The organism is Arenibacter hampyeongensis, from assembly GCF_002909255.1.
Taxonomy (GTDB): domain Bacteria; phylum Bacteroidota; class Bacteroidia; order Flavobacteriales; family Flavobacteriaceae; genus Arenibacter; species Arenibacter hampyeongensis.
On record NZ_PIOB01000003.1, the window covers coordinates 504,599 to 521,782 of the forward strand.

Below are 17,184 nucleotides of genomic sequence, written 5' to 3' on the forward strand. Positions count from 1 at the left end.
AAAAATATAAAAAACCGTGAGCATTTACTTACAAAAACAAAAATATTAATCTCATAAAACAATAAAATGGCTAAAAATCCACCAAAAGGAGACAATGCTAGAAAAGGAGCTGTAAAAGGACGTTCCCAAGTATTAAACCCGAAAACTAAGCTCTATGTAAAGAGAGATACTGAAACGGGAAGATTTATGGATGTAAAAACTACTGGCGGCAAGTTTAAAGGTGTAAGAAAAGAAAAATAATTGATGGATAAAGACAAAAGAAATATTGAAAAGGATAGACTGCTATATTCTATAAACCGATTTGATCATTATTTTGAAAGCGTAAATAATAAGACTGCTGTTTATTTAGCCATGAATACTTTTCTGCTTGGTGGTATAATTACTGGATACATAGCAGTACAAGAACATATATGTCAATTCCAGTTTACGTTTAATTTGTTACTAGCATTTGAAATGTTTTTGGGTGTTGTTGGGCTAATGGTTATAACTATTGCCAGCATACCATATTTTTCGAAAGATTCGGACTCCCTTTATTACTTTGGAGGTATCGGTTCAATGACTAAAGAAAAATTCTTTAACTGTTCTAAGAGCATAAGTAAGAAAAATGAAATGGATGATTTACGAAATCAAGTTCATACACTTTCAAAAGGTCTAAACCTGAAGTTTACGCGACTTAAGATATCCGGTTGGTTGATTTTTTCACAGTTCGTGATTCTTTCTTTGCTCATATCAATTTTAATAATAAATAAATTTTAAAAAATGGATGTATATAAAGACTATATGAAATTAATAAAGGAAGCTGTTGACTCAGATTCTTCTAGTTATTTATCTAAAGGGCTTGGTGTGCCAATTGAAAACATAAAAAGAAGTAATGATCAATTTAAGGCATTATTTTCTAGAATTAAACAAAACGAAATAGCTCCTAGCATGGTTAATTTATCTGAGAGCATTAATAGAGAAATTAATTATAAGCAACAACTTGGATCACACCCAGATTTTAACTATTTAAAAGGAACAGAAGCTATTGAAGAGCATTATGTAGTGTCAAGCTTTATTGATATTAAAGGTAGCACTAACCTTTTCAAGAAATTTGACAAAGAGACTGTTTTTCTTATAACAAACACGATTTTGAAAGCTGGAATTCATACAATGTTAGTTTTTGGCGGATATATTCATCGTTTGCAAGGCGATGGAATTTTTGTCTATTTTGGTGACAAAAAGATGAACGAGAAGGAAGCTGTAAAAAAGGCTCTTTCAGCAGTAAGCGTCTTTACACATTTCGTGAAAACGGATTTGAAGGAGTATTTGGAATCGGTTGGTATTGAATATATCGGAATTAGAACCGGGGTAGATCTTGGATATAAGGAGCATGTCATTTGGGGTAATTCAGGGATTGGAGATATTAGTGAAGTTACTACGTGCAGTCTACATACTAGTTTAGCAAGTAAGATGCAATCATCCGCCGAAAAAAATGGTGTGGTGGTTGGCGCTCATGTTAAGAATGAAATCAGTAATGGGGACGATTATTTTACTCCGGTGGCCGCAAGAAAGGGAGAAAACGAACGCTATATTTATATAGATAACGCCAAAAAATTCTATTATACACAGTATGACTTTCTTTGGTCCAAATTCTTAAAAACACTCGATTTTATTGCCTTAGACCAGTATGGCAATCCCATTGTCAAGTTTAGGGACTACGCTCGGCCAATATCAGATACGAATTTAAGACCCATTGCAGTTAAAAACAAACCATATTTCTGTAAACAGTCATGAAGAAAATCTCAACTAGGACGAATCAACAACTAAAAAAAGATGTAAAGTCTTTTTTGGAAATCTACCCTGGCTATTCCTACTATAAAAAATATGGAGAGAAATATTCAGTAATTAAGGGAGAAATTGATGTTTGTGATACTATGGGGAATTACCTAGACTCTTTTAATATTGAAATTTATTTAGATAATGATAGATACCCATATTTTATACCAATTGTTAAAGAACGCTCCACCAAGATTAAAAGACACGAGGATTGGCATATTGATAAAGACGGTATTTGTTGTTTGGATATTGAACATGAGTTAGAATATAAAGCTAAAAAAGGAATTGAATTTATAGATTTCTATCAGAATAGTATCTACCCTTTTTTTGCAAATACGGTATACAAAATGAATTTTGGGAAATATTCGAATGGAGAATACCGTCATTTTTTTAAGGGTGTGCAACAATTTTATAGTGAAAAACTGCTGTTGGATAATAAGCATTTAATAATTGGAATTCTAAATGCCATTTTGATCAACGCCCTGCCAGGTAGAAATGATCGGCCATGTATATGCGGATTAGATAAAAAATTCAAAAGATGTCATCTCAAGTGCGTCGAATTTCTTAAAAGTTTATCTAAGGAAAGACTATTGAAGGACTTAGCAGGTTTCGAAGAAATATGCTAAAGTGACCACCACTCGAGAATATCTAAAGATTTTGCTGCAATAATTTAAGAAAAAGGGGAACTTATAAATGCCAACCAGATAGTTGTAAATAACATCTTTTTTCCCCATGTGCATCCCACCATTTCGCAAGTGAAACTCTAATTAATGTGCCAACTGGTATTACATCAATTGGCGGAACAATACCCTTGTATTTAAATTTTCGATTTCTAAGCAAAATTCCTCTTTCATAAACATAATATTCCTTACCATCCCATGTTAATTCATTATCAGAAATCCAAAATCCTACACTGTTTGCTGGTACATTATTTGGATTATTTAAGTATCCACTACCTGCATATGTCCATTGTAGTTTTCCTTCGTATAATTCATTAAAGTCACCATTCCAAATAACACAATTGTTTTTTACATAGCTAACAAAGTCATGATGTTTACCTACCAATCCATTTCTGCGAATGACTCTAACATCTTCTATATGTGGTGGGGAATCGGGGTAATAATTGTATTCCAAATCCCAAATATTTCCAATTTCGAAGGGACAGTTAAGTGGTTGATAAGTGCCAATTGAAGTCATTAACCTGACCATCCTATTGGAAGGCAATTCCAACCCACCTATGCAATAATATTTGCTCCATTTGGTTTTTGATGTTATCAGTACCTCCAAAATTAAATATTTTTTACTTGGAACTGATACTCCATAGAAGATAACTTTTCCGCTACCAATGACCTATGACATGCCTTATGATCTTCTTCTACGCAAAATAGAACAATCTTGTTAGCATTAAGATTTTCAAGATCAATAATGAACTGGTTAAAATTAAAAGTATTAATAATTTGATTGTTATATTCATTTATAAATACCTGTCCCAAAGATCTCCTATTTCTTTTTAATTCAGAATTGTTTAAATCAGCCTCTTTCTGTAATGCTCTAATTTCTTTGGTAGGAGCCAAATCAAGGGAATGTATATATTTGATATTATGATTTTGAAGCTTGGATTGTAATTGTTTACTATTTACAAATGAGTATTTGGAACCACGAACACCTCTTCTTTGGCGTATATCACAAAAAGTATCAATTTTATTTTCAATAAGCTTCTGATAAAAATTAGCCTCTGAAGAATTGTACACACCTATAGTATAAAACTCCATTATTATTACAAATATGTGTTTCTAGAAGTGAAGTCATTCTCTCCAAAAAGATCATTGACCCCGAATCCCTGAGTTAATATTTCAATGACCTCCTCTTGAGATTTAAGCCCATTTGCAGTAATATGCTGGACTGAAATGTCATGATTCATTAGTTCCTGACCAATTAATTTACACCTATGACATTCTTCTGGCTTGGACTCGCTACACATTAAAGCAATTCGCATTTTTTCTTCATTTGCTTCAATTAATAAATCTATACCATCTTTAAAGAATTTTTTAGTTCTTATTTTAGCATAATCTACTTTACCATTTGTATAGCAAGACCTGTCTTTGGGCAGGCCCCCAAGATATTCTCCTAGGAATTCATATGTAATATTATTATCAGGCAAATCTTTTTCCAGCCACGCTCTATTAAAATGGAAGTTAAATTTAGACATAGGACTAGACCTAACATCTAAGAGAAATTCAATTCGATATCTTTTAAGTTCACTAACTAACTCATCAAATTGCTTATTCCCATGACCAATTGAATAAATCGTTGATTTCCCCATATCTCAAATTTAGGACATATACTTCATTTATCAAAAACATTCCACAGACATTACAGTTACCTCTTATTGTCATCTCGCGTATTAAGTGTTCTATTACCTTTTACGAAGAATATTTTTAAAAGATAAACTTAAAGAAAAAGATGAGACAAATACGCCAGCGCACCAACCAGCACAAAAAATTTAGATATTGAAGACTTGTCATTGTAATGCCTTCTATGGAAAGAGATAACGCAGAACGTTATCTGTCAATATCTGGCCTCCTCATACAATTCCCTTCCCCACTCAACAATATATCTTTCGGGTTGGTTCTCATTATGAAGCAAGGCATCAAATTCAACCACCAATTCCTTAACCGCATTTCTGTCTGTAATTCGAATTCTGGTTTCATAGTTATTCTTGGTCCCATTTCCAGTGAAATTCAAGGAACCCAAATACGCAATCCCATCGTCGATCAAGTACAATTTCCCATGAACAAAAGGATGTGAATAGGAGTTATCTTCAGGAGTTGTAAATACCTTGAATGGAAATAACTGTCTGTAGGAATATTTGTAGATTTTAGCGTTCCTAATTTTCGATGTGTAATGCCGAATCAAGAGCCAAACCAGGATCAAAGGAATACCTCCCCATAAAACCATGCGATTCCAGGTAATAAATGCCATGATACACAACATTAAAATCATTACAATCAAAAAAAAGTAAAGCAATCTTTTTCTATTGACCCATTTTAATCGAAGGGACTTTGCATCATTATCAATACTTCTGTCCTGAATGATAAGTTGACAGATATTCTTTTGTCTATCCCCGTAAAAATCCTCTATGTTATCCATAGTAATCAATTGCACCTCAATGCCCCTAAAATACAGGTCGATCAATTTCTTGACCAGAAAGAGAGAAAGATATGGCGATACAATTTTTACCGATTGCTTGGCATTCTCAATGTCCTCCATTAATTTCTTTCCGGCTCCCGTACCGATATATATATCGCAGATGGCCTGATTATAATACATGGTTTCATCATTATTGTTGACCTATTAAATTACAAAATCCGAAGCTTTTATTAAAACGCATATAACCCCAAAGCCATTAGTTATCAACAAATTAAGGCCGTTTTAGCTTTAACGGGAGAAATTTACGAACGTCCATGTGGATCCGCTCAAAGTTTTCCCTCGGGTGGGTAGAGACATGCGCCACGCAAGACAGTATAGTACAGATTGACATATAAGTTTAATAGGTTCAAATCCCAACCTACAAGATATTTTTCCAAAAGTCTTAATTTCTATCCCGCCTGCTCAATTCGATACCATAGTTTCCATCCATCCATATCCATCGAATCAATGGGGTCTCCTGAAGGTGAATAATTTTTAAACCATGACACTGGATTTCCGTCATATTCTTGCTTATAATTAAGAAGATGATCATCCGGATCAAAGGTGTCCAACTCTACGCCGCCGATCTGGATCCTTAATTTGTCCTCAACCCAATTTTCAAATATGGCGGCATTGAGAATAATTTCATTCGACCCTTTGATATCACTTAAATGGTAGTGCCCCTTTAAAGGAAATATGTTTTTTGTTAATATCCCGCCGTTGTTCGGCGTATATACTTTGGCAAAAAAACGAAACTCACCTTTGCCTTTAAAAAATGGTTCCCTATCATCTGTGATTTGAATTTTCTCTATTACGACCCTCACCTTTTTACCCTTCTGAAATTCTGTGGGGTCCTTCCATTCCAAAGGCTCCATTTCCGGGTTCTCCTCATTTGCCAAAGCAACCATATCTTTTGCACGTTTTCTTGCAAATTCAACCTGTCTGGCAACTATAGGATACCATCTGTCGTCAGCCTTTTTCACACTAAACCGCTTGTGAAACAATTCAAGTATGCGAAGATCGGCATCTAGAATTTCTAACGCTTTTTCCACTTGAATATTTAGCTGAAACCCACCTAAGGTACGTGCTTCATCTGCACGCATTTGCAAAATATCAACTTTAAAGCGTTGTCCTTTTTTTATACCGGCCGGTAATTTTACTTTTATCAAGCCCGATATATTATCACCCCAGAATGGGGCAATTGGCAAATATGTGGTCCCAGTGGGGAAAAGTCTTAAAGTATGTGAATCAACTATTTTTACCGTAGAGGGTGCGTGTCTTAGGCTTCTGAAATTGAATATTTCCTCGACATTCACCCCTGGTAGGTAGAGTTCAACTTCTGAGGTTTTGGGAAGGTTATTCCAAAAAATCGCCAACTCATCCAGTCCAGTTGTGGGTTTCCATTTGTCAATACTAAAGGTCCACCTTTCCATTGCTTCATGCTTGGCATGCAACTTATCCTTAAAGCGCTTTAGCAATCCAGGAGATTGCGCCAACCAACTTTCCTCAAGATGTAATACTTCCGATTTTAAGTCGCCATTATGGTGGTTTCCATCCACTATGGGTCGAGCTCGATTGATTTTTATTGGTGATAAACTATTGTTCAATAGTATATTGCCCTTATCGTGATTTTCATGATTATCAGTGTCAGCCACGGACAGACCGTGCCCGTCATCACTATGGGAATGATGCAAATGAATTGGATCTATTATTGGAGGAAGATCTTTTTGTGGTCTTTTTATACTCCTTGTTAAATCAATATTAAAAGCATGTTGTACAGTCCTGGTTATTTCCGAACCGGGGTTTGCTGTTTGAACGATCAGCAAGTTTCGCTGGGATAGATTATCTGAATTGCCAGGTGTAGATCCATTTATAGTGGGATCTGAAGGATGTAGCAATTCAACTACCATACACTGGTGATGATCTTCCAATAAATCCCGAATGCTCTGCAAAGCGCCAATAAAGGGTCCATCACCCGTGTACGTCTGCGGAAAGCGTGGCGTTGTCTGATTTATATCCAGATAAGCACCAAAATAACTTAGCGCTTCCGTTCCTCCGGTAGGGGCGAAATCAAATAAGTTGAAAGGATCGATCTGTGTGCCCATATCCACAGTGGTTGCCACCCGAGGTTCAGCAAAAAACGGAATGGATGCCAACTCGTTAGACGTGGTTTTCCCGAGCAAACCAATGGTTGATGCATCTGAGCGATATGCCAGTGTATTGTTAAACTCTACATTTGCCACTCCCCAACGAAAGAACCTAAATGTTACCCGTAGATCATCAAGTGGAACCTCACTCTGTAAATGCACTTGTGCCAAAGCAAAATTATAAATATTAACTCCACCTATGCTAGTAGAATACTCCAATTTAGCATCTCCTTGATCAGCCTCCAAACCGTCGAAGGTTTCCCCTCCTGCAGTACCGTTCCCTGTTCTAAAATTAGAAATTACTTGTTGAATAAATGTATTTGGATCTGTCCATCCGGCTGGAACCCCAAAACGAGCCTGCCCTTCTGGAATTTGAAATACCCTTGTATCGGTGCTTAACCAATGCGTTGGACCATCCAACATATATGGATTTGGATTAAACTGTAATCTGATTTGAATACTATCATCAACTACTTGATTTCCACAACGGTCTGTTGCAGTAACCACTACCTTTACCATAGTGAAATCGCCTGCTGCAATTAAGCCGGCAAACGCATCCTGCCCGGTAAATGTAACCTGGCAAGGACAAGTGACCCGTTGCTGAAATGTAGGATGTAATCCCGGGTCTTCAGGTTGTAAGGAGGTAACCAGCACCTCCACGCCCGGTATCACTGCATCCGTTATAGCATCCCGCAACTCAATGGTAGGACGGTGTGCCAAATCTGTGTAAAGACCAGCTGAATATAATGGAGGAGCAATTAGGCCGTACAGGGCAGGCTCTACATCTGCGGGCCATGTAATTGTATACGGTCTGGTAGTTTGATCTTGTAAGACAACATAAAATGCATCGTCAAAAACCGTGGTTCCTACAGCGGCTACCTGCTCAATACTAAAAGTACTTAAATCCAAATAAGTTGTGATATCAGGTACCGATTTTTCCTGAATTAACGAGATCTCTACTTCCGATTTATGATCAAAACCGTCCAATCGTTCATAGGTGGATCCAGCCGGTAAATCCGGGCTAAAAGGTTCAAGCAAAATTAAACTGGTATTGTTGCTTATATTAGTAATCATCCTAACCTGTCCGTTGCTACGAATTAAATCGCCTTGTCTCAATTCAGAGGAGAATGCAGACCCAACACCGGTTACATTTAAACCGGCACTTGAAATTGTTCCAGTTACGATGGGCACAGTTCCATCTGGCTTCGAAGTACAAGTTAGATAACCGCTAATTCGGATAGTGTGATTTTTAAAACCAACTGGAGTAGGTACAAAAAGTAAATTATCTGATTTAAAAGGCCCATCAAAATCTGTATCCTCGGTTCCGGCCGTTCCATCAAAATCAAAATCTTCAAAAAAATCGACGTTCGCCAAACGTTGATTCCCCGCTGGAACACCCGCTGGAATTATTGTTAGATTTCGTGTTAATGCTATTACGGCAGTACTACCTAGTGCTCCGCGAAAAACCTCACATTTTAATTCCAATTCTAAAGTGCGACCAAAAGGGTCTGGTTCTACATTTAATTTAATTTGTAAAGCTCCCTGACCATTAGTAATATCAATACCGGCAACACCCAAACTTGGTTCAACAGTATCAGTTGACGCATTAAGATCTCTTAGAATGGTCAATATATTTGGCTGTGGAAAATCTGAATTGTCTGATTGCACCAATTTAAAAGTGTCAAATCTAGGCTCTCTTTTACGCCAAACACTATCATTATAACCGTGCCAAGCAAAAAAACGAGGCGAATGATTATTATCAACTGGTGGTGCTAGATCAGCATTAAGTACATGCCCTGTTCCATGATAACCGGTATCCGAAACTCCGGGTATATTTATAGCAGGAAACTGATTAAAATCTGTGGCAAAACGTTGACCCATTTCCCCGATATTACTAAACTCATCCACATCACTTTCCCAATAAGTCGTATGAATATCGTTAAAGATAACATCCGGTGGATTATCGCTCCAATCTTCAATATGTGGATAACCTGAGTAATCAGATTGCACTCCGGCAGGAGGTGGGTCATTGGGATCGGTATCGTGGGCACATGTATTTATGTCTTGTATTACATCCTGACCTGTGCTTATTAACCAGCGATCAAATAACTCCAAATGATCCCTATGAAAAGTGAAGAATTCCGCACCCACTTGGGTACGGCTTATTTCCTTTTTTCCTTGGTGCTGACCTACACTCGTATTGAAGAAAGGTGTTGCAGTTGTCCAGCCTCCACCTATTGGTCCATTAGGATGCCAAACATGATGCACCTGATGAAAAATATCGGTGAAATCTTTTTCAGAAAGTATCGTACCATTTCTATCAAAAACCTTGTGAACATGTATTACCGGTTGCCCCAAAACTCGTTTTCTTAAATCGCTTGCCCATTTTACAAATGCCCAATATCGGTAACTATAGGGCGCCTTTACTTCATCAGCCATCTCTTCTGTTAATAGGCTACGATAATTGGTGTTGTAATATAGTCGAATACTCGTTCCCAATGCATCTGTATTTCCAGGTAAGGGGCCGGCTCCAGGAACTGTAGCCGATTGCTCGCCTTCCATACTGCTTTGTCCATCCCATGGTCTCACCGGAGGAAGGAAATATTTACTTCGCCATGATTCGTATAAGCTTAGCATATAATCTAGGTGATGCTCAAGAAAGGCATCACCAGTTACCGCGGTTGCACCTGATGAAGGAATATTATCTCGTGTCCAATGGATATGGTTTTTTGCTCCTATGGGGGCTACTGCTCCCAATTCCCCGGCTCCCAAATCACCGTAAATTAATTCCGAAACGAAATCGATATAATTGTTTCCTGTTGCAGCCATAGCATTCGATTTAACTGTTAATATTTTCGTATTATAAATAAAGGAATCTAAAACAAGGTTTTAGAACTGGAGGAAGGAAATCATGCCAAAAGTTCAATCGCTGTTGGCAAGTCGTGAGGTCTTTAAAAAAAGAATATATAGGAAGGTACTTCAAAAATGAATATCCCAAGAACAGATTGTATATCTAGTAGAGAATATTGTATATTTTGTAGGAATTTTATGTCAGTTATAATTTTTTCTATCATGTTACCTTGCAAACAAAGCATTTTGGTCAAACCTGAAGTGAGCGAGGCTAAAGCATCAAATTACCGTAATATGTAAGAATAAAGTTCTATTTCTAAGGTGCAATTTGGTTGGAAAAATTATACGGCGAAAAAACTATCTATATTCTAAAAGAAAGGATTGGATTATTTACCATCCCGCTCACATTACGCTTGTAAATGAAACTTTTTAGAAGAAAAACATATACAAAGTGTGGTACAAAGTATGCCAACCTCTCAAATATTAAAAGGTCTGCAAGCCCTTTTAATATCATACCGTACCAAAGCGAAATTACATATCGCGGAATATTATAATACAAACAGCTCTAATTATAGAATTAACCTTTCTGCGACAGCCACTGTCGTTTTATGAAACCAATTGGATTTAAAAATTTTGCAACCCAGTTGCACTAAAATTCAATTACCTTTGCAATTCAAATGAATATATTTGTTTCCATATCAATGTCATTTATTTTTCTTCTTCAAGGAGTAGCTATGGATATGGACTTATGTGAACAAATTGAAAAAATTTCGCATTTCGTTGAACATTATCAAGATCACAGGGAGTACGATGGAGATTCATTTTTTGAGTATGTGGTCGAGGATTATTTTAATTCAGAAGGCGATAATGGATTCCACCATACGGGTTCGGAAGAGGACAAAATTCCATCACATACCCATAATCAGTGCTGCCATCCCATAGTATTTGTTGCTCCCGCTAATTCAGTTGAAATTAAGTCTATAAGATTTGAAAACAGCTTTGAGTATGGCAAATATTCATTCCTCTTCAATTCCAGATTCCTGGAATCACTTTACCAACCCCCACGGGGATAATTCAGTTTTCATAGGACAACTAGGATAACTCTGTCCTATTATGAAGCTTTCGTTTCGATAAGTATCGGATTCAATTGCGCACACCATCATTTTTTTAACTGAATTAACGCTGTAATCCATGATTAACAAAATCATTTCATTTTCCATTAATAATAAATTTATTATTGGGCTATTTATAGTGGCACTTGTAGGCACGGGCATTTACTCTATGGCCACTATAAACCTGGGCTCGGTACCAGATATTACCAACAACCAAGTACAAGTTATAACAACTGCACCTAATCTGGGGACAGAGGATATTGAGCAATTTGTAACCTATCCGGTGGAATTGGCAATGGCCAATTTACCCGATGTTATTGAGTTGCGCTCCGTTTCCCGTTTTGGGCTTTCCGTAGTTACCATTGTTTTCGATGATGAAGCAGGAACATATTTGCCCCGACAGTTGGTGCAAGAGAAACTTGCAGAAGTGAGCGAAGAAATCCCCGCAGGATTTGGGAAGCCCTTTATGGCACCAATTACTACGGGATTGGGCGAAATTTACCAATACACGCTAAAAGTAAAGGAAGGCTACGAGGATAAATTTGATGCAATGGAGTTACGTACCATTCAGGATTGGATTGTAAAGCGTCAAATGGCATTAGTGCCCGGTGTTGTGGAGGTCAATGCTTTTGGAGGATTTGTAAAGCAATATGAAGTAGCCATTAACCCCGATAAATTGAAAAGTTTTGGCATTACAATGAATCAGGTTTTTGAAGCCCTGAAAGTTAATAATGCCAATACGGGCGGTGCTTATATCGAAAAAAACCATCAAGCCAATTTTATTCGAGGCGAAGGCTTGGCACGTAGCATCGCCGATTTAGAAAATATTGTTGTTACCTCACAGAACGGTAGTCCTGTTTTAGTTCGTGACGTTGCAGAAAAAGTAGGTTATGGAAGTCAGGTGCGTTATGGTGCTTTTACCCAAGATGGACACGAATCCGTTGGTGGACAAATTTTGATGCTAAAAGGGCAAAGCCCGAGCAACGTGGTCAAAAATGTCGAGAAACGTATAATCGAAATTCAAAAATCCCTTCCGGAGGGCGTTTACATTGATACTTTTTTAAGCCGAAGCGATCTCATTGACAGAACAACAAGTACCGTCGAAAAAAATCTTATAGAAGGGTCGTTGATCGTAATATTCGTTCTGGTGCTACTTTTGGGAAGTTTCCGTGGCGGATTGATAACAGCCTCGGTTATTCCACTATCCCTATTGTTCGCATTTATCTTAATGAAACAATTTGGTGTTTGGGCCAATCTGATGTCATTGGGAGCTATTGATTTTGGAATTATTGTAGATGGAGCAGTAATTATTGTGGAAGGAATGGTATTCCATATTCATCAACGGATGAAAAAAACTACAACTGTTATCGAGAAATCTGAAATGGATGAAATAGCCTATGAATCGGCAAGTACGATGATGAATTCCGCATTTTTTGGACAATTGATCATTCTAATAGTATTTACACCTATTCTATTCTTAACTGGAATTGAAGGAAAAATGTTCCGTCCGATGGCATTTACCTTTGGATTTGCCGTTTTGGGAGCGATAATTCTTTGTCTTACCTACGTACCAATGATTTCGGCATTATTTTTAAAACCCATCAAAGATCAAAATAGTTGGTTCGCCAAATTTGAAAACAAGATTGACAGGTTTAGTGATAAAATAATGTTCGGTTTAAACAAAGCCTATGTACCGTTGCTCAATTTTGCACTGCGCTTTAAGGCAGGTGTTGTAATTGGAGCCGTCGGGCTATTATTGATTGCAGGATTTATTTTCAGCAATATGGGTGGCGAATTTATTCCAAAATTTGATGAAGGCGATATTGCGATGCAGGCCCTTATAAAACCTGGTAGTAGCCTTACGGAATCCATTGAAGCTTCAAAAAAACTTCAAAATATCGTAAAACAATTCCCTGAAGTAAAAACAATGGTCTCACGTATTGGTGTTGCTGAAATCCCAACTGATCCGATGCCTATGGACATCGCCGACAGCTATATTATTCTGGAGAAAGATAAAAGCAAATGGACTTCGGCAGATAGTAAAGAAGAACTCAGAGAAAAAATTCAAGAGAAAATTTCTGTGATTCCCGGTGTCAATTTTGTTTTTACACAACCCGTAGAACTTCGTTTTAATGAGTTGCTTACAGGTGTTCGGGAAGATGTCGCCATAAAATTATATGGCGAGGATCTGGGCGTATTGGCTAATAAAATTAAAGAAATAGCAGCCGTCATTAGAACCGTTCCCGGAGCGGCCGACCTGAATGTGGAAGCCACCAGCGGTCTGCCTCAAATGACCGTGGTTTACAACCGTGCAAAGATGGCACAATACGGTGTTACCGTTGATAAGTTGAACGATTATGTGAGTGCTGCTTTTGCGGGTGAAAAAGCCAGTGTCATTTTCGAAGGCGAAAAACGATTTGATGTGGTCATCCGTTTGGCCAAGGAATTTAGAAAAGACATCAATAGCCTAAAAAATCTTTATATCGATTTACCAAGTGGTGCACAAGTACCTTTAAAAGAAGTAGCTGATATCAGTTACAAACCTGGCCCGATGCAAATATCAAGGGACAATACCTACCGTCGTATTTCCATTGGTGTCAATGTCCGTGGGCGTGATGTAAAAACGATGGTGGAGGAAATTCAGCAGAAATTGGAAGCCGAAGTTAAATTACCAGCGGGTTATTATATCACATACGGCGGTTCTTTTGAGAATTTGCAACGAGCAACAGACCGATTAATGATTGTTGTACCAATTGCATTGTTCTTAATTTTCATATTGCTCTATTTCGCACTCAACTCATTTTCTCAGTCCTTAATGATTTATATGGCCGTACCCTTGGCTGCCATTGGTGGAGTTTTCGCCCTGTTGGTCCGTGGTATGCCTTTTAGTATATCTGCAGGTGTTGGGTTTATTGTACTCTTTGGAGTTGCTGTATTGAATGGACTGGTACTCATAAATAAATTCAATGAACTAAAAGAAGGTGGAATGACAGATTTAAAAAAACGTATATACGAAGCTACGCACGAACGTTTACGTCCAATTTTGCTTACTGCAACTGCGGCTATTATGGGCTTTATCCCTATGGCGGTTTCTACCTCTGGTGGTGCTGAAGTTCAACGGCCTCTTGCAACAGTGGTAATTGGTGGACTGCTTACGGCAACATTTTTAACCTTGGTAGTCATCCCTGTTTTATACTATTGGCTCGAAACCCGAAAAGAAAAAAAGGGTAATAAAGATGATGAAAGCTATGTCAATAAAAGCACCACGGTAATTATTGTTCTATTAGTATTGGGTACTGTATTCACTTCCGGAAATAGCTTTGCACAGGAAACAAAACAGGCCACTTCAGTTCTGAAGCCCATTACTTTGGAAGAAGCTATTGCAATGGCAAAGCAAAATTATCCATCCCTTAAAGAAAGTCAAGCCTTTATTGAACGCGAACAAGCAATGAAAGGTACAAGTTTCGACATGGGTAGCACGCAGGTTTTTACAGGAAAAGAAGAATATGGCAATAATCTTCCTGGAATACAGACTACTATTGGTGTACAGCAGGGCAATATCGATTTGCTTTCTGGCTTTTCAAAATCGAAGTTTTACAAACAGCGTGTGGCACTGGGCGAAAAATTCTATGCGGTAAACGAGCAACAATTGATAAGAAATGTAATGCAAGCGTATGACCAAATAAATTATAATAAAGCGCAACTTCTTTTTGCCGAACAATTGGATAGTGTTTATGCCAATTTTAAGACCGCAGCACAATTGCGTTACGATACGGGCGAAACCGGAAAGTTGGAATTTATTTCTGCTTCCTCGGAATACCAGCAGATTCAAGTATTGCGACAACAGGCCTATGATGATATTGAAATTGCCAAACGGGCCCTAAAGCAGTATTTGGGAACGGAAGCACCTATTGAAACGTTTTCGGTTTTATATGAGCCAATGAATTTGAGCAATATAATGGATTCAACGACCGTGGCAAATAACCCCATATTGCAATATTCGCTTCAAAATGTAGAAGTAAGCAAAGCCAATGTGGGTGTTGAAAAATCGGGGTTCCTGCCAAAATTCAGTCTTTCCTATGGACGGCAAGTGGTAGATGATGTTTCAGGCTTCAATACCTATCAGGCAGGAATTAGTATTCCGTTATGGTTTTATCCTCAGAAATCAAGGGTAAAGGCAGCCAAGGCAGATGCGATGGTCGCAGAAAATCAATATTTGGAACAAAAAGCTATAACTGAAAGCCGTGTTTCCCAATTGCTCAAATCCCTTGAAAAAACACAAAAGATATTGCAATATTATGAGGATGGTGCATTGTTATTGGCAGAAGAACAGATAGCCACGGCACAATTGGCATCCAAGGAAGGCGAGATAGAATATGTGAACTATATCACTATCCTAAATAGTGCCATCAGGATAAAACAAACACATTTACAATATATCAATCAATTTAACCAACAGGCCATCGAGGTACAATACCAGTTGGGCAATCTATAACATTAAAGAAAAAAAAATGAAATATATATCTATAATCAGTATAGCACTAGTAACCTTTTTGATGATTGGTTGCAATAACAAAGTAGATTCAGGTTCGGGACATAATGAGGAAAATACAGAGCACAGCGAAGAAAAGCATGAAGAGGGTGTGGTAGAACTTACAAAGGAGCAGGCTGAAACTATTGGTCTTGAAATGAATACCCTGGAAAGAAAGAGTTTAGGCAATACCATTAAAGTTACTGGTCAATTGGAACTATTTCCGCAAGACAGGGCAAACATAAGTCCTTTTGTGGGTGGAAACGTGCGATCCATAAAGGTCATTGAAGGTGATAAGGTAAACAAGGGTCAAGTATTGGCATATTTGGAACATCCCGATATTATAACGATGCAACAGGAATATCAAGAAAAAAATGATGAACTTGTATTTTTAAAACAGGATTTTGAACGTAAGCAAACTTTGTACGATAAGGGAGTTTCGTCTGGCAAGGAATTTCAAATGGCACAATCCAAGTTCCGTTCCACCAGTTCTTCTGTAAACGGACTTCGTTCTAAATTGAGATTGTTAGGCATAAACACCGACCAAGTACTTAAAGGGCAGATTTACTCCGCAGTTCCCATAACAACCCCTATAAGCGGATACGTGGATGAAGTAATGATAAGTCTTGGCGATTATGTAGCACCCCAGTCCAAAATGTTCACAGTAAGCGATAATTCTGAAATTCACGTGGATTTTAAAGTGTACGAAAAGGATATCCGAAAAGTTAAGGTAGGTCAGGAAATATATTTTACGGTTGCAGCCAAACCAGACGAGCTTTTAAAGGCAAAAATTCACGCCATCGGTAAAACTTTTGAAACTGACCCTAAAGCATTGCACGTCCACGCAGACGTTCATAATGAAGATAAAGAATTGCTTCCCGGAATGTATGTGGAAGGAAGAATAGTCCAAGACCAAAAAATGGCGTTTGCAGTACCCGAAGATGCCATCATAAAAGAGGGCGAACAGTCCTTTATATTCATATTGGATGCAGATGACGAAAAAGGAGATAACAAAATGAAATTTAAAATGATTCCAGTGAACGTTGGAATTATAGATTTAGGATATGTTGAAATCAATCTTCCTACAGAAATTGTACAAGATGTAAAAGTGGTTACCAAAGGTGCGTATACATTATCATCAGAAATGATAAAGGGCGAATTGGGACACGATGATTAATTCATAATTAAATAATTGGAAAAGATGAAAGAAATAAAAGCATTTATAAAACCAAACAGGATTCAAAAAGTAATAGATGCCCTTACTGATAATGGCTTTAAAAGTATGACCCTTTCACAAGCAGAAGGTACAGGCGCATTCAAGTCTAAAGGTTCAAGACCATCCTTGGATTTTCATGTTACAGACAGCCCTGTGATTAAATTGGAACTGGTCTGCCAAACTGAAGTATCCCTAAACGCTATTGAAATAATTACGAAGAATAGTAAAACTGACGAACCAGGAGACGGAATTATTTATGTTTCCAATGTTGAAGATGCCTTTCAGATTAAAACGGGCGAATCATTAAAACGTATAAATTAAATA

13 protein-coding genes are annotated in these 17,184 nt (G+C 37.6%); 8 read left to right on the plus strand and 5 right to left on the minus strand.

The annotated features are described in order from the left end of the window. The first annotated feature begins 66 nt into the window (after positions 1 to 66). Genes CWD91_RS22795 through CWD91_RS10565 form a run of 4 tightly spaced genes read left to right on the plus strand, consistent with a single transcriptional unit; the run spans position 67 to position 2,441 of the window. Positions 67 to 240 carry a hypothetical protein gene (locus tag CWD91_RS22795; RefSeq protein ID WP_192877653.1) on the plus strand — a complete coding sequence of 58 codons (174 nt, stop codon included), beginning with the start codon at positions 67 to 69 and terminating at the stop codon, positions 238 to 240. 3 nt (positions 241 to 243) lie between these two features. Beyond that, positions 244 to 756 carry a hypothetical protein gene (locus CWD91_RS10555; RefSeq protein ID WP_103440899.1) on the plus strand — a complete coding sequence of 171 codons (513 nt, stop codon included), beginning with the start codon at positions 244 to 246 and terminating at the stop codon, positions 754 to 756. Positions 757 to 759: 3 nt separating this feature from the next. Then, positions 760 to 1,773 (plus strand): adenylate/guanylate cyclase domain-containing protein, encoded by a 1,014-nt coding sequence (locus CWD91_RS10560; RefSeq protein WP_103440900.1) that lies wholly within the window; start codon positions 760 to 762, stop codon positions 1,771 to 1,773. Further along, complete coding sequence (locus CWD91_RS10565; protein WP_103440901.1) at positions 1,770 to 2,441, plus strand: SEC-C metal-binding domain-containing protein; 672 nt, start codon at positions 1,770 to 1,772, stop codon at positions 2,439 to 2,441. The genes CWD91_RS10560 and CWD91_RS10565 overlap by 4 nt, the downstream gene beginning before the upstream one ends. Before the next feature lie 61 nt (positions 2,442 to 2,502). Here CWD91_RS10565 and CWD91_RS10570 read toward each other — a convergent pair whose 3' ends face one another. From CWD91_RS10570 to CWD91_RS10590, 5 genes are all read right to left on the minus strand, one after another. Then, positions 2,503 to 3,102 carry a dual OB domain-containing protein gene (locus CWD91_RS10570; RefSeq protein WP_103440902.1) on the minus strand — a complete coding sequence of 200 codons (600 nt, stop codon included), beginning with the start codon at positions 3,100 to 3,102 and terminating at the stop codon, positions 2,503 to 2,505. Positions 3,103 to 3,104: 2 nt separating this feature from the next. Further along, positions 3,105 to 3,587 (minus strand): DUF488 domain-containing protein, encoded by a 483-nt coding sequence (locus CWD91_RS10575; RefSeq protein ID WP_103440903.1) that lies wholly within the window; start codon positions 3,585 to 3,587, stop codon positions 3,105 to 3,107. Positions 3,588 to 3,592: 5 nt separating this feature from the next. Beyond that, on the minus strand, positions 3,593 to 4,138 hold the full coding sequence (locus tag CWD91_RS10580) for a DUF488 domain-containing protein (RefSeq protein ID WP_103440904.1): 546 nt from the start codon (positions 4,136 to 4,138) through the stop codon (positions 3,593 to 3,595). Between the two features lie 245 nt (positions 4,139 to 4,383). Then, on the minus strand, positions 4,384 to 5,145 hold the full coding sequence (locus tag CWD91_RS10585) for a phospholipase D-like domain-containing protein (RefSeq protein WP_157943765.1): 762 nt from the start codon (positions 5,143 to 5,145) through the stop codon (positions 4,384 to 4,386). A 269-nt stretch (positions 5,146 to 5,414) separates the two neighbouring features. Continuing rightward, on the minus strand, positions 5,415 to 9,980 hold the full coding sequence (locus CWD91_RS10590) for a hypothetical protein (protein ID WP_103440905.1): 4,566 nt from the start codon (positions 9,978 to 9,980) through the stop codon (positions 5,415 to 5,417). A gap of 722 nt (positions 9,981 to 10,702) precedes the next feature. Here CWD91_RS10590 and CWD91_RS10595 point away from each other — a divergent pair. From CWD91_RS10595 to CWD91_RS10610, 4 genes are all read left to right on the plus strand, one after another. After that, positions 10,703 to 11,074 (plus strand): hypothetical protein, encoded by a 372-nt coding sequence (locus CWD91_RS10595; RefSeq protein WP_103440906.1) that lies wholly within the window; start codon positions 10,703 to 10,705, stop codon positions 11,072 to 11,074. Positions 11,075 to 11,192: 118 nt separating this feature from the next. Beyond that, positions 11,193 to 15,608 carry a CusA/CzcA family heavy metal efflux RND transporter gene (locus CWD91_RS10600; protein ID WP_103440907.1) on the plus strand — a complete coding sequence of 1,472 codons (4,416 nt, stop codon included), beginning with the start codon at positions 11,193 to 11,195 and terminating at the stop codon, positions 15,606 to 15,608. 16 nt (positions 15,609 to 15,624) lie between these two features. Further along, a complete protein-coding gene (locus CWD91_RS10605) occupies positions 15,625 to 16,821 on the plus strand; it encodes an efflux RND transporter periplasmic adaptor subunit (protein ID WP_103440908.1) in 1,197 nt (398 codons plus the stop codon). Positions 16,822 to 16,845: 24 nt separating this feature from the next. Further along, a complete protein-coding gene (locus CWD91_RS10610; RefSeq protein WP_103440909.1) occupies positions 16,846 to 17,181 on the plus strand; it encodes a P-II family nitrogen regulator in 336 nt (111 codons plus the stop codon). The last annotated feature ends 3 nt before the right edge of the window (positions 17,182 to 17,184 follow it).